The following is a 13,456-nucleotide window of genomic DNA, read 5'->3' as shown; positions in this document are numbered from 1 at the left end:
CGGTCAGGAGACCCGCACGAGCGGCGTTGCGGCAACGCCGCCGAATTCCGCCAGCACCGTCTCACCGCCAACCGCGGTCTGGCCGACGGCGACACGCGGCGTCGCGGTCGAGGGCAGGAATACATCGACGCGCGAGCCAAAGCGGATCAGCCCGAAGCGCTGGCCGGTCCCGATGGCGCCGCCGGGCTCGGCCCAGCAGACGATGCGCCGCGCCACCAGGCCGGCAATCTGCACCGCGGCGACCGTTCCATTGGGGCTTTCGATGACCAGCCCGTTGCGCTCGTTCTCGGTGCTTGCCTTGTCGAGCTCGGCGTTGAGGAATTTTCCTGGTCGATGCTCGATCCTGGAAATGCGGCCACGCACCGGCGAGCGGTTAACGTGGCAGGAAAAGACGTTCATGAATACCGAGATGCGGGTCATTTCGCCGCCGCCGAGGCCAAGCTCGCGCGGCGGCACGGCCGGGCCAACCGCCGAGACGATGCCGTCGGCCGGGCTGACAACCAGCCGGTCGTCGATCGGCGTGACGCGCTCGGGATCGCGGAAGAAATAGGCGCACCAGGCCGTCAGGATGAGACCGATCCAGAACAGGGTCGAGGAGAAATAGCCAAGAAAGAGCGTCGCCGTGCCGAACGCAGCGATAAAGGGATAACCCTCGCGGTGGATCGGAACGAACGCATTCTTGATCGTGTCAACGAGGCTCATGGGATGAGGGCAACCTTGGTTCCAAGTCCGGCCTCAATAGCGGAAACACCCCGCGGTCGCAACGCGACAATGAGAGCGCTCGGGGGTGGCGGTCACCGCCGTTTCAGGATGCCGTTAGCAGCATCCGGACTGCCGAAGTGATCAACCGGAAATGTTCATTGCGATTGTCGGAACGCAGCACTCTCGCCCGTCCTTGGCAAGACGGCGCCTCTCATCGGCCTTTCGGCCATGACGATTTGCGCAAACCCGGAGGTTCTCGGCCCATGCAGAAATCAGCAGCTAGGCAAGTGCAAGTGGTGATGAACGGCTTGGCCTTCGGCGAGTCACCGCGCTGGCACGACGGCCGGCTGTGGCTCTGCAACTGGGGCACGGGCCAGATCATCGCCGTTGACGCCCTAGGCAACAGCGAGATCGTGCTCACCGTGCCGGCCACCCTGCCCTATTCCATTGACTGGCTGCCGGACGGGCGCCTGCTTGTCGTGTCCGGCCGCGAAGGGCTGATCCTCAGGCAGGAGGCAGACGGGACATTGGTCACCCATGCCGATCTGAGACAACTATCAAAGAGCCCCTGGAACGAGATGGTGGTCGATGGGCGCGGCAACATATACGTCAATGGCGGTGGGCCTGCTCCGGCCCTCGGCCAGCATTTCGGTCCCGGCACCATCGTGCAAGTTGCACCGGATGGCTCGGTTCAGCAGGTGGCTGAGAACCTCGCGTTCGCCAATGGCATGGCGGTGACGCCCGACAACAAGACGCTGGTCGTTGCCGAGTCCCACGCCAACCGGCTGACCGCCTTCGACATCGCTGCCGATGGTGGCCTTTCCAACCGCAGGATCTGGGCCAATCTCGGCAACGGTTTTCCCGACGGCATCTGCCTCGATGCCGAAGGTGCGGCCTGGTATGCCGACGTTCCGAACCGGCATTGCGTGCGGGTGCGCGAGGGCGGCGCGATGCTCGAAAGCGTCGATGTCGACCGCGGCTGCTTTGCCTGCATGCTCGGCGGCAGCGAGGGAAAAACGCTGTTCATCGTCGCCGCCGAATGGCGCGGGTTCGAACATATGATCAGCGATGCCCGTACCGGCCAAGTGCTCAGCGTCGACGCTACTGCGCCGGGCGCCGGCTGGCCGTAGAGAGCTTACATCCCGGGAATCCGCTGATAGTTGGCAATATCGGCCTTGACGCCAAGTCGCGAAATGGTCTCCTGAGGATTGAAGCCGCTGCGCTCATGCGCAGCCTTGATGATCGGCACGACCTTGTCGACGGCGGCCTGCCCTTCCCATTCGACAATGGTCACGAGGTTGAACTCGCCCGGCCCCGAGAATTGCTCGAGCAGGAAATCCTGGACGAACCCTTGCTGCTGGCGCAGCAATTCATGCGTCATCCGGACCTTGGCAAGAATCTCCTCGCGGGCGTTGGCCGGAACGACAAACTTGTCCACCCGGAATACGCTGCCGCCAGTACCTGCCTGATTTATCCCATTCATATCGATTGTCTCCGTTTTTGAACGACGCATTTTGCTGCGATCCAAAACGGCCTACGATCTCAACTTAAGTTGAGGTCAAGCACGAATTTTCAGCTCACCTCCGAGGTGCGGCGGCGGACGACGACGCCGAACTCGTCGCTTTCGCGGGCAATGCGCAGCCGCTCCTCGGCCTCGCTTGCCTCGCGCTGGCGGTCCCACATCGATGCATAAAGGCCGCGCTTGGCTATCAAGGCGACATGGGTGCCGCGCTCGGCGATCTGGCCATCCTGCAGGACGATGATCTCGTCGGCCGAAATCACTGTGGACAGCCGATGGGCGATGACGAGGGTGGTGCGGCCCTGGCTGACCAGGTCGAGTGCCGCCTGGATCTCCTGCTCGGTGTGGCTGTCCAGTGCCGAGGTCGCCTCGTCGAGCATCAGGATCGGCGGTGCCTTCAAAATGGTGCGGGCAATCGCCACCCGCTGCTTCTCGCCGCCGGACAGTTTTAATCCGCGCTCGCCGACCATTGAGCGATAGCCGTCGGGCAGCCGCTCGATGAACGGTCCGATCTGGGCCAATTCTGCCGCCTTGCGCACATCCTCCTCGCTCGCGCCGACGCGGCCGTAGCGGATGTTGTAGGCGATGGTGTCGTTAAACAGCACCGTGTCCTGCGGCACCATGCCGATGGCAGCGCGCAAGCTCTCCTGCGTCACGTCGCGAATGTCCTGGCCGTCGATCAGAATCTTGCCGCGCTGGATGTCGTAGAAGCGAAACAAGAGCCGCGAAATGGTCGACTTGCCGGCTCCGGAGGGGCCGACGATGGCCACCGTCTTGCCAGCTGGCACCTCGAAGCTGATGCCCTTCAGGATCTTGCGGTTGGGGTCGTAGGAAAAATGTACGTCGCGGAACTCGACCCTGCCGGCATCGACGACCAGCGGCTTGGCGCCCGGCCGATCGACGATCTCACGCTTGACGTCGAGCAGATCGAACATGTTTTCGATGTCGGTCAGGCCCTGGCGAATTTCGCGGTAGATCATGCCGATGAAATTCAGCGGCACCGAAAGCTGCATGAGCATGGCGTTGACGAAGACGAAATCGCCGACGCTCTGTGTGCCCGCCTTCACCTCGAGCGCCGACATCACCATGACGACGGTCATGCCGATGCCGAAGATCACACCTTGGCCGAAGTTCAGCCAGCCAAGCGAGGTCCAGGTCCTGGTCGCCGCCAACTCGTAGCGCGCCGTGGACCGGTCGAACCGCTCGGCCTCCATGGCTTCGTTATTGAAATATTTGACTGTTTCGTAGTTGAGCAGCGAGTCGATCGCCTTCGTGCTGGCTTCATTGTCGCTTTCGTTCATCTCACGGCGGATCGAAATACGCCAATCGCTCGCCCTGACGGTGAACCAGACATAGAGCCAGACCGTGACCGCGATCACCAAGACGTATAGCCAGCCATAGGTGACGGCGAAGATGCCGGCGGTGAGCGCGAATTCGACGATTGTCGGCGCCGTCGCCAGCATGGTGAAGCGGACGATCGTCTCGATGCCCTTGGTGCCGCGCTCGATTACGCGCGACAGTCCGCCGGTGCGCCGTTCGAGGTGGAAGCGCAGCGACAGTTCGTGCATGTGCACGAAGGTGCGGAAGGCGAGCCGGCGCACCGCGTGCTGGCCGACCCGTGCAAACAGGGCATCGCGTAACTGGTTGAAGCCGAGCTGCACCAGCCGTACGGCATTGTAGGCGACGACCAGCATGACCGGCGCCAGCAGCAGGGCCGGCAGCGGCGGCGGCGATTTGCTATCGCCGGCCAGTGCGTCGGTCGCCCATTTGAAGAAATAGGGTCCGGCCACCAGGGTCAGCTTGGCGACAACCAGCAGTACGGTGGCCCATACCACCCGGGCCCTCAGGTCCGCGCGGTCGGCCGGCCACATATAGGGCCAGAGATTGCGCAACGTTCTGAAGGTCGAGCCGGAATCTGCGGAAACGGTTTTCTCGGCCATTCTTGTTTACCTTATGATTTTAGCGGCCGGAGCAGCAGGAATCGACCAGCGCGGCCAGCGATGCCGAAACATCGGCGAGCGCGGCGCGGTCGAGCTCATAGCGGGAGCGCTGGCGGTCAGGCTCGAAGCGGATCAGCCCGGCCTCGACCAGGATCTTCAAATGCTGGGAAACGGTGGACTGCGCCAGGTCGAGATGTTCGACGACCTCGCGACAGCAGCAGGAACGGGTTGCGGAAAGGTGTTTGAGAATTTCGATCCGCGCTGGATGCGAAAGGGCCGCGAGCCGGACAGCGACGGCGCGGCTATCCGGCATGCAGTTGGCCGGCCAGTTGGCCGGCGGGCGTTCATCTGCCGCGCGGCTTCGGTCCGTTACGAGGGGGGATTCGGTCATCGTCCATCGGCGATAAACGATGACTGGCCCTGCCGCAAGCTATCCTGATGGGCAGAACGGCTATTCGGCCTTGACTGGCGCCGTCGTCATCTGGTCGCCCATTGCCTTGAGATCGGCGGGCTCGCCTTCCTTCGATTTCTCCGGCACCTTGAACACCTGCCCCGGCCAGATTCGGTTCGGATTGCTGATCTGGTCCTGGTTGGCGAGATAGATGGTCGAGTAGCGCATGCCCTGGCCATAGACCCGCCGCGAAATCCGCCACAGCGTGTCATGGCGGCGGATGATGACTGCGCCATCGGCATGTTCGAGCTTTGGCGCCACGGTCTCGGGCGTTTCGCCCGGAGGCGTTGCGACAGCCGTTTCGGCCGGGGCCTCGGTTGCAGGAGTGGGGGCAGTTGCGGGCGTTTCGGTGACCGTTGCCGGTGCGCCTTCGGTCGCCGGAGCATTCGGCTCGGCTGGTTTGATCCCGGCGGGCTTCTGCTCGGCCGGCGCCACGGCCGCAACCGCCTCACCAGGCTCGCGCTCGAACGGCACAGCCGCACGGGCAACCACCGTCACGCCGTCGGCATCGAGCGCATCGACGTGGATGGTGTAGGTGCCGACCGGGATGTCGCGTGTCGCTTCGACCAGGAAGTGGCGGTCGGGCGAGGTCTTCGCGTCACCGAGCAGGATATCGTTGGCATACGCACGCACCTTGCGGCCGGGATCGGCGACGCCGGCAACGAAAATCTTGTTGCCGTCGATTTCGACAGCTTCGACGACGATCTTCCGCTCCGCCGCGGAAGTAGCGGGCGCTGCCGGTGTGGCGGGCGCTGCCGGAGCCGGCGCGGCTTCAACAGCGGCCGGCGCGGCAGGAGCAGACGCTGCTGGAACATCAGCCGCCGGGGCGGCTGGCGCCGGCGCTGCGGCAACCGGCAATTCGGTGCCCGTGGCGGGTGGCTGAACGGCCGCCTGTTCGCCGACAGGCGGCGAGGCGTCAGATTTCGCCTGAGGGGCCGGAACAGTGAGCAGTTCGGACGGCTTGCCCGGCTCCTCGACCATTGCCAGCACCTGGCCGGTGGAATTCTGGGGGATCGAAACGACCGCGGTCTGCGCCGAGGCGGTCACGACATTGCCAGCCGTCGAGCGCAGCGTGATCGTGTAGTCGCCGGGCTTCAGCGGATCGTCGAGAATAATGGCAAAGGCGCCGTCGGGACCGGCGACCGTCGAGCCGAGCACAGCCGAACCGTTGAGAATCTCGACCTTGGCGTTGGGCGCCGCATTGCCGGCGACGACGATCGAGCCGTTGCTTTCGACGCGCACGATGTCGAAGGTCGGCACGATTGCACCTGCTGTGGCCGGCGCGGCGGGCGCTGCCGCATCGGTGGACGCGGCAGACGCAGGCGGCAGCCGGTCCTCGGTCGCCGGAGCGGCCGGTTTCGAAGCCGGCGGCGTCAGCGCCGCGACCTCCGCAGGCCGGGTAGAATTGAGATACGGGTCGAGTGCGCCCGATACATAGGCGGTTCCCGCTGCTGCGACAGAGCCGCCAGCCGCGAACAAAAACGCCTTCAATGGATTAATTGCCATGTTTCCCTGCCCCTTAGCCACCTAATTTCGGTCTAGCCTGTTTTGCCAAAGCCGACAAGAAAAAGCCCGCCCCGGGGCTTGACCATGCCTATAGTCCCTATCACCAATCATAACATGAACACGATTCGATCTGTCTGCGTCTATTGCGGCTCGTCCCCGGGCCGAGATGAGACCTATATCAAGGCCGGACACCTGCTTGGCCGCTCGATCGGCAAGTCCGGCCTGCGTCTGATTTATGGCGGCGGCACTAAAGGGATCATGGGTGCCGTCGCTGAAGGGGCATTAAAGGCCGGTGGCAAGGTAACCGGCATAATTCCACGCTTTCTGATCAACCGGGAGGCGACCGAAACCGCGCTTAACCGGCTCGACGAGCTCGTCATCACCGACAACATGCACGAGCGCAAGCACAGGATGTTTGAGAAATCCGACGCCTTTGTGGCGTTGCCCGGCGGCATCGGCACGGTCGAGGAGATCGTCGAGATCATGACTTGGGCGCAGCTCGGCCATCACCGCAAGCCGATCGTCTTCGGCAACGTCGGAGGGTTCTGGGATCCGATGCTGGCGTTGCTCGACCACATGGCAACGGAGGGCTTCATCCACACGGCGCAACGGGTCAAGCCGCTGGTGGTCGAGGATCCGGAAGCAATCGTCGCCGCTATCATGGTGGCGGGATCCTCCGTCGATGCACCGACGGAGGGTGTGCAGTCGGTGATTGATAAGATGTAGAGTGAATGGTGAATGGTGAATGGTGAATGGTGAATGGTGAATGGTGAAGTAGAAGACTTTCCAAACCGGCGCCTGTCCATTCACTATTCACTATTCACTCCTTGCCTACTGCCTTCCTCAAGTCTCCGATGACCGCACGCTTGTCCTGACGCCGCCAGGCGAGATGGATCGAGACGGTGCGTTCAAACCACGGCAGATCGCGAAACACCGTCTGAGGCGGCGCGGCACTCCGCAGGCTGGCCTGCACCGTCGCCAGCCCAAGCCCGGCGCTGACCAGGCCCAACGACGTCAACGGATCGGTCGTCTCATAGGCAATGTCGGGCAGGAAGCCCGCCTTCGCGCAGGCGGCGAGAAATTGGCTGCGGTTGGTGTCGTCAGGCTGGCGCACCACCGTGATCCAGGTGCGTCCGTCCAGTTGCTGCGGCAGTATCTCCGCGATTTCTGCCAATGGATCGCCTTCCGGCATCGCCAGAACCAGCGGCTCGCGCATAATGAGCATGGCGGCGATGTCGGGATCGTCGGCAGGAGGAGGCGTGTAGACGAGGCCCAGATCGAGCGATCGTTCGCGCAGCGCTTCGATCTGGGCGGCGGAACGCTGACCCTTCAGTTGAAGATGAAATTCGGGCCGGTCGCGGCGAAACTGGCGCAGCATCCGAGCGACAAGCCCGGCATGGACCGCACCTTCCACATAACCGATGGCGAGACGGCCGACCGTACCGCTGGCGAGATTGCGGCCGAGCTCCTCCAGCCGTCTTGCATGAGCCAGCAGCGCACGCGCCTCGGCAAGAAAAGCGCGGCCCTCGGCATTGAGATGAACACGCCGCCTCGCCCTCTCGAAAAGTGCGACGCCCAGCTGCTCCTCCAGCTGAATGATCTGACGGCTGAGCGGCGACTGCGAGATGTGCAGCAATTCGGCGGCACGCCCGACGTTGCCGGTTTCGGCCACCGTGATGAAATAGCGAAGCTGGCGCAGGTCGAACATTGTTGCTTCGATGCTCAAGTCCCGTGAGGTCTCAAATTTAGCCTAATCAGTCTTGGACTGTCTGGCCAGCAGAAGCGAATATTTCCGCCATTCCAACGGCCAACATCAGGAGATTCCGATGCAGTTCTTTGCCCTTCTAGCGCGCAACACCGAAAAGTTCACCGACGCCGATTTCGCGCCGCTGCTGCCTGGCGAGGCCGAGCAGCGCCGCACGCTCTATGCCGAAGGCGCCGTGCGTCAGGTGTGGAATCGGGGCGACATTCCCGGCAGCGGCATGATGTTCGAAGCCGGCAGCGATGCCGACGTGCGCCACCATCTTGCAACTTTGCCGCTGGTCAAGGCCGGCATGATGGATATTGCCGCCGTCGTGCCGCTGCAGCCATATCCCGGCTTCGGGCCGAAGCGCTGAGCGCTCGTGAAAGACGCGGCTGCCGGCATTAAGACCGGCCAGCCGCCTTTCTTCGTTACGCGGCGCGAGCTGATGCGGAAACGGTCTTGCGCGCCGAAGAAAACATCGACCAGGAGTACATCGCCAGTGCCGCCCAGATCAGCCCGAAGGCTATGGCCTGAACACTGCCGAAGGGTTCGCCGAAAATCAGCACCGCGATCAAAAAGACGATCGTCGGCGCGATATATTGCATGATGCCGATGGTGGAGAGGCGCAGCAGCCTGGCGCCGAACGCAAACAACAGCAGAGGCACGGCGGTGACCGGACCGCAGCCGATCAGCAAGGCGGTGTCGTTCAGCGAGCTGGAGACGAAATGATCCTGTCCTGTGGCGATCAGGAAGATGATGTAGCCGAGTGCCGGCACCGACAGCAGCAGCACTTCAAGCAGGAAGCCCTGGCTCGGGCCGATTGGCAGCGTCTTGCGGAAGAAGCCATAGGCGGCAAAGGAAAAGGCCAGCACCAGCGACACCCAGGGCAGTTTGCCGGCGTCGATGGTCAGCACCGCGACCGCGATTGCCGCCAGCACCACCGCCGCGATCTGCAGGCGGTCGAGCCGCTCGCCGAGGAGCAGCGCGCCGACAACGACGCTGACCAGCGGGTTGATGTAGTAGCCGAGCGCGGTCTCGATGGTGCGGTCGACCGCGATCGCCCAGACATAGATGCCCCAGTTGACCGAGATCAGCGCCGCCGTCAGCACCGCCATCGAAATGATGCGCGGCGAACGAACTGCCGCTTTGAAATCGGCAGTGCGACCGGCCCAGACCAGGACAGCGGCCGCGATCGGCACCGACCAGACGATGCGGTGGGCGATAACTTCGGCCAGCGGCAGATGCGCGACAGCCTTCATGTAGAAGGGCAGCAGCCCCCAAAGCAGGTAGGCGCCGAGCGCCAGCAGGAAGCCGCGACGAGCTTTGGTATCGGCATCGATTTGAAGTGCTTGGGTAGCCATGGCCCAAGGCTATGCGCCAGCGGCTTGCCCAAAACCATCGCAAATTGCTGATGGATCAATGGAGTCTTGCTGATGGTTCAACACGACCGCTAAACGTCGAACAATTGCCGCTGTCTGCGAGAGTGATTGCAGGCCCGGCACGACACGGTCTCAAGGCGGAGCAGGCTTCTCCTTGAGTTCGAAAAAGACGTTGTCGGGCGAACCTTCATCGTGCCTAAAGCCCGTCAGTTCCGCCGCAAGATCGAGGGGAAGGTCAAAAACAAGATCGACCTCTGTACCTTTGCTATCTTCTTCATCCTGCTTTGAAAAACACTGTTGCTTCAGCGCTTCGAAAGACGCGGGGAGATCACCCGTGACATGCAAGTCCCGCACGGTCTTGTCGCCGCTGTGCCAGACTTTCCAGATGTTCCTTCCGTCGCGCCAGAGCTCGGCGCGCGCGAACATTACATGCTCTTCTATGTGCGCGATCACGATTTCCCGCTCTTGCGAAATCGCGGCCAGATATTGCTGAGGCGGGTTCGGAAAGCTGCAGGGATCGAGGATGATGATCGCCCAGTTCTTTTCGCTGGCATAGGCGTTCACAGGCGCTTCGAAAATCTCCGATGGATCGCCAATCTCGCGCCCGAACAACGCCGCAGCTTCCTTTATCCCGTAACCGCGAAAGCCCAGCCAGCTTATCGAAAAGCCCATTTCTTACTCCGCCGCCGCCAAGCCCGCCATGTCGCGGTTCTTCATCAGCTTATAGACGATCGAATCCATCAGCGCCTGGAAGGAAGCATCGATGATGTTTTCGGAGACGCCGACCGTCCACCAGCGCGCACCGGTGCCGTCATGCGATTCAATCAGCACGCGGGTGATCGCCTCGGTGCCGCCGTTGAGGATGCGCACCTTGAAGTCGGCCAGTTCGAGATCGGCGATCTCGCTCTGGAATTTGCCGAGATCCTTGCGCAGCGCAATGTCGAGCGCGTTGACCGGGCCGTGGCCTTCGGCCACCGACATCTTCTCCTCGCCCTCGACCAGCACTTTCACGATCGCCTCCGAGACCGTCTTCAGCTGGCCGTTGGCGTCGAACCGGCGCTCGACCATGCAGCGGAAAGAAGTGACGCGGAAGAATTCCGGCAGGCCGTGCAGCATCTTGCGCGCCAAAAGCTCAAAGCTGGCGTCGGCACCTTCGTAGGCATAGCCCTCGGCCTCGCGCTCCTTGACCACGGCGATCAGCGCGTCGAGGCGATGGTCGTCCCGGGGCATGTCGATGCCACGCCGTTTCAGCTCAGCCAGGAAATTGGCCTTGCCGCCCTGGTCCGAAACCATGACGCGGCGGCGGTTGCCGACGGTCTCTGGCGGCACATGCTCGTAGGTCGCCGGCTCCTTTGCCAGCGCCGAGGCATGGATGCCGGCCTTGGTAGCAAAAGCGGAGGCGCCGACATAGGGCGCCTGCGCTTCGGGCGCGCGGTTCAGCAACTCGTCGAAGGCGCGGGACAGGCGCGATATACCGGTCAACGCTTCTGCCGAAATGCCTGTAGCAAAGCGGCCCGAAAAGGCCGCCTTTAACGCCAATGTCGGCACGATCGAGATCAGGTTGGCGTTGCCGCAGCGCTCGCCGATGCCATTCAGCGTGCCCTGGATCTGGCGGACGCCGGCCTCCACGGCGGCAAGCGAATTCGCCACCGCCTGGCCGGTGTCATCATGGGCGTGGATGCCGAGATGGTCGCCCGGTATGCCAGCGGCGATCACCTTTTCGACGATGGCGCGCACCTCGGAGGGCTGCGTGCCGCCATTGGTGTCGCACAGCACCACCCAGCGCGCGCCGGCATCGTAGGCCGTCCTGGCGCAGGCCAGCGCATAATCGGGGTTGGCCTTGAAGCCGTCGAAGAAATGCTCGCAGTCGACCATCGCCTCCTTGCCAGCAGTGAGCGCCGCCTCGACCGAGGCCTTGATCGCCTCGAGGTTCTCCTCATTGGTGCAGCCGAGCGCGACGCGGACATGGTAGTCCCAACTCTTGGCGACGAAACAGATGGCCTCCGACTTCGACTGGACCAGCGCGGCAAGCCCAGGATCGTTCGAGATCGACACTCCTGCCCGTTTGGTCATGCCAAAGGCAACGAACTTGGCATCGGCCGTGCGACGCTCGGCAAAGAAGGCGGTGTCGGTTGGATTGGCGCCGGGGTAGCCACCCTCGACGTAGTCGATGCCGAACTCGTCGAGCAGCTTGGCGATGGCGATCTTGTCCTCGACGGAGAAGTCGATACCCGGCGTCTGCTGACCATCGCGCAGCGTGGTGTCGAACAGATAAAGGCGCTCGCGAGCCATGGTCATTTCCCGGCAAACATGTCCGTTGCGCGGATCAGCCTGTCGAGGATGCCCGGCTCCGAATAGGCGTGGCCGGCGCCTTCGATCAGATGGAAATCCGCTTTCGGCCACGCCTTGTGCAGCGCCCAGGCGTAGCACGCCGGGCACGGCATGTCGTAGCGGCCGTGAACGATCGTACCCGGGATATCCTTAAGCTTCCATGCATCGCGCAGCAGCTGTCCCTCTTCCAGCCAGCCGGCATGGACGAAATAGTGGTTCTCGATGCGGGCGAAAGCCAGGGCATAATCATCCTGGCCGAAGGGACCGCTGGTTTCCGGTTCCGGCAGCAGCGTGATCGTCTCGCCCTCCCACAGGCTCCAGGCGCGGGCGGCCTCGACCTGCGCCACAGGATCGCTGCCGACCAGCCGTTTGCGGTAGGCGGCCATCATGTCGCCGCGCTCGGCCTCCGGGATCGGCGCCAGAAACCGCTCCCACTTGTCGGGGAACATCTCCGACACGCCGAACTGGTAGTACCATTCGAGTTCGGCGCGGGTCAGCGTGTAGATGCCGCGCACGACCAGTTCGCTGACCCGCTCGGAGTGGGTCTCGGCATAGGCCAGCGCCAGCGTCGAACCCCACGAACCGCCGAACACCAGCCATTTGTCGAAGCCGCACATTTTTCGCAGGCGCTCGATGTCGGCGACCAGGTGCCAGGTGGTGTTGGCTTCAAGCGAGGCATTAGGCGTCGATTTTCCGCAGCCGCGCTGGTCGAACAGGATGACATCGTACAGCTTCGGATCGAACAGCCGCCGGTGCTTTGGCGAAATGGTGCCGCCCGGCCCGCCATGCAGGAAGACAGCCGGCTTGGCCCCTCTGGTGCCGGAGCGCTCCCAATAGACCTGATGGCCATCGCCAACGTCGAGCATGCCGGACTCGAAAGCCTCGATCTCGGGATAGAGGGTACGGAATTCGCTGCTCATAATTTCAGGCCCTGCTGCGGCCAGTTGGCCGTCTCGTGATCGGGATGCTGGAAGGAGATGATGGATTCCTGTCGCGCGTAGAAATCCGGGTCGTCATGGATCGGCGCGTCGAAGATCGTCTCGACCCAAGGCAGCCTGGCGGCGTAGTTAACCTGGATCTGCGGCGCCAGATCGGAACGGTCGTCGAAGGCGCCGATAGCGATCTCCAGCGCGCCGGGCTGGCGGTAGGTCAGCGGTGTGCCGCAGCGGGCGCAGAAGCCGCGATCGATGTTGACCGACGACTGAAAGTAACTCGGCTCCTCGCGCACCCATTCGACGCCGTCGCTCGGCACTGTCACCAGCGCGCCGAAAAACGACCCGAACTGTTTCTGGCACATGCGGCAATGACAAATGGACGGGCGGCCGAGCGCCCCGTGGATGCGGAAGCGCACGGCGCCGCACTGGCAGCCGCCGGTACGAACGGTTTCGGTCATGATTTTTCCTCCGGCGGCCATTGTTCGGTGTCGTGGTCGGGATGTTGGTAGGAGACGAGATCGGCGAGATAGGAGGCCGGCGAGACGTCGGCCATCGTTTCCTCACCTGGCAATTCGTGGACGTGATCCACGTACGGGAGCTTGGCTTCGACACCCCATTGGATGGTCGGCGCAATCTCCTCGGGGTGGTCGAATGTGGCGATGGCGAGGGCCACCCCGTCGGGCGCTTCGAAGGTCAGCGGCGTGCCGCATTCGGCGCAGAAACCGCGCAAAGCCGCGTTGGACGAGCGGAAGCGTTTGGGCTCACCGCGCGTCCAGTCCAGCCTTGCGCCGCGCACCGAGACCAGCGGCAGGTAGAAATTGCCGCTCGCCTTCTGGCACATGCGGCAATGGCAGACGGAAGCATCGCCGAGCGCTCCTTCGACGCGGAAGCGCACCGCGCCGCACTGGCAGCCGCCTGTATAGACCGGTCTGTTGTCGAGGCTCATCGC

Annotated in this window: 15 protein-coding genes; 3 read left to right on the top strand and 12 right to left on the bottom strand. The window is 63.2% G+C overall.

Going from position 1 to position 13,456, the window contains the following annotated elements:
- Positions 1-3: 3 nt before the first annotated feature.
- Positions 4-702, bottom strand: a complete 699-nt coding sequence (locus NKH41_RS10765; protein WP_352471078.1) for a phosphatidylserine decarboxylase — start codon at positions 700-702, stop codon at positions 4-6.
- 263 nt (positions 703-965) lie between these two features.
- Between NKH41_RS10765 and NKH41_RS10760 the strand changes: the two genes are divergently transcribed.
- On the top strand, positions 966-1,832 hold the full coding sequence (locus NKH41_RS10760; RefSeq protein WP_352540792.1) for an SMP-30/gluconolactonase/LRE family protein: 867 nt from the start codon (positions 966-968) through the stop codon (positions 1,830-1,832).
- Positions 1,833-1,837: 5 nt separating this feature from the next.
- Here the strand turns inward: NKH41_RS10760 and NKH41_RS10755 are convergent, their stop codons facing one another.
- From NKH41_RS10755 to NKH41_RS10740, 4 genes are all read right to left on the bottom strand, one after another.
- Entirely contained in the window at positions 1,838-2,185 is a 348-nt protein-coding gene (locus NKH41_RS10755; RefSeq protein ID WP_352471114.1) for an antibiotic biosynthesis monooxygenase, read from the bottom strand.
- An 89-nt stretch (positions 2,186-2,274) separates the two neighbouring features.
- A complete protein-coding gene (locus NKH41_RS10750) occupies positions 2,275-4,161 on the bottom strand; it encodes an ABCB family ABC transporter ATP-binding protein/permease (RefSeq protein WP_023677732.1) in 1,887 nt (628 codons plus the stop codon).
- 19 nt (positions 4,162-4,180) lie between these two features.
- Positions 4,181-4,552: an ArsR/SmtB family transcription factor gene (locus NKH41_RS10745; RefSeq protein ID WP_352684584.1), complete on the bottom strand. Its 372-nt coding sequence runs from the start codon at positions 4,550-4,552 to the stop codon at positions 4,181-4,183.
- A gap of 60 nt (positions 4,553-4,612) precedes the next feature.
- Positions 4,613-6,118: a LysM peptidoglycan-binding domain-containing protein gene (locus NKH41_RS10740; protein WP_352932589.1), complete on the bottom strand. Its 1,506-nt coding sequence runs from the start codon at positions 6,116-6,118 to the stop codon at positions 4,613-4,615.
- Between the two features lie 114 nt (positions 6,119-6,232).
- Here NKH41_RS10740 and NKH41_RS10735 point away from each other — a divergent pair, with 114 nt between their 5' ends.
- Positions 6,233-6,844 carry an LOG family protein gene (locus NKH41_RS10735; protein WP_352471073.1) on the top strand — a complete coding sequence of 204 codons (612 nt, stop codon included), beginning with the start codon at positions 6,233-6,235 and terminating at the stop codon, positions 6,842-6,844.
- Between the two features lie 94 nt (positions 6,845-6,938).
- On the opposite strand, the gene NKH41_RS10730 is transcribed toward NKH41_RS10735, so the two are convergent.
- On the bottom strand, positions 6,939-7,844 hold the full coding sequence (locus tag NKH41_RS10730; protein WP_352771624.1) for a LysR substrate-binding domain-containing protein: 906 nt from the start codon (positions 7,842-7,844) through the stop codon (positions 6,939-6,941).
- Between the two features lie 100 nt (positions 7,845-7,944).
- Between NKH41_RS10730 and NKH41_RS10725 the strand changes: the two genes are divergently transcribed.
- A complete protein-coding gene (locus tag NKH41_RS10725) occupies positions 7,945-8,235 on the top strand; it encodes a muconolactone Delta-isomerase family protein (RefSeq protein ID WP_352448978.1) in 291 nt (96 codons plus the stop codon).
- Positions 8,236-8,290: 55 nt separating this feature from the next.
- Here NKH41_RS10725 and rarD read toward each other — a convergent pair whose 3' ends face one another.
- From rarD to NKH41_RS10695, 6 genes are all read right to left on the bottom strand, one after another.
- Positions 8,291-9,223: an EamA family transporter RarD gene (gene rarD / locus NKH41_RS10720; RefSeq protein WP_352471070.1), complete on the bottom strand. Its 933-nt coding sequence runs from the start codon at positions 9,221-9,223 to the stop codon at positions 8,291-8,293.
- A gap of 150 nt (positions 9,224-9,373) precedes the next feature.
- Entirely contained in the window at positions 9,374-9,913 is a 540-nt protein-coding gene (locus NKH41_RS10715; protein ID WP_352501831.1) for a hypothetical protein, read from the bottom strand.
- A 3-nt stretch (positions 9,914-9,916) separates the two neighbouring features.
- Positions 9,917-11,539, bottom strand: a complete 1,623-nt coding sequence (gene cimA / locus NKH41_RS10710) for a citramalate synthase (RefSeq protein ID WP_352771622.1) — start codon at positions 11,537-11,539, stop codon at positions 9,917-9,919.
- Positions 11,536-12,492, bottom strand: a complete 957-nt coding sequence (pip, locus tag NKH41_RS10705) for a prolyl aminopeptidase (protein ID WP_352743304.1) — start codon at positions 12,490-12,492, stop codon at positions 11,536-11,538. Before pip ends, cimA begins: the two co-directional genes overlap by 4 nt.
- Positions 12,489-12,965 (bottom strand): GFA family protein, encoded by a 477-nt coding sequence (locus NKH41_RS10700; RefSeq protein ID WP_352448982.1) that lies wholly within the window; start codon positions 12,963-12,965, stop codon positions 12,489-12,491. Before NKH41_RS10700 ends, pip begins: the two co-directional genes overlap by 4 nt.
- Positions 12,962-13,453, bottom strand: coding sequence for a GFA family protein (locus NKH41_RS10695; RefSeq protein ID WP_352471066.1), 492 nt, complete (start codon positions 13,451-13,453; stop codon positions 12,962-12,964). Before NKH41_RS10695 ends, NKH41_RS10700 begins: the two co-directional genes overlap by 4 nt.
- Positions 13,454-13,456: the final 3 nt, after the last annotated feature.

The organism is Mesorhizobium sp. M1169, assembly GCF_040318345.1.
In the GTDB taxonomy this organism is placed as follows: domain Bacteria; phylum Pseudomonadota; class Alphaproteobacteria; order Rhizobiales; family Rhizobiaceae; genus Mesorhizobium.
This window is presented reverse-complemented; position numbering and strand designations above follow the sequence as displayed.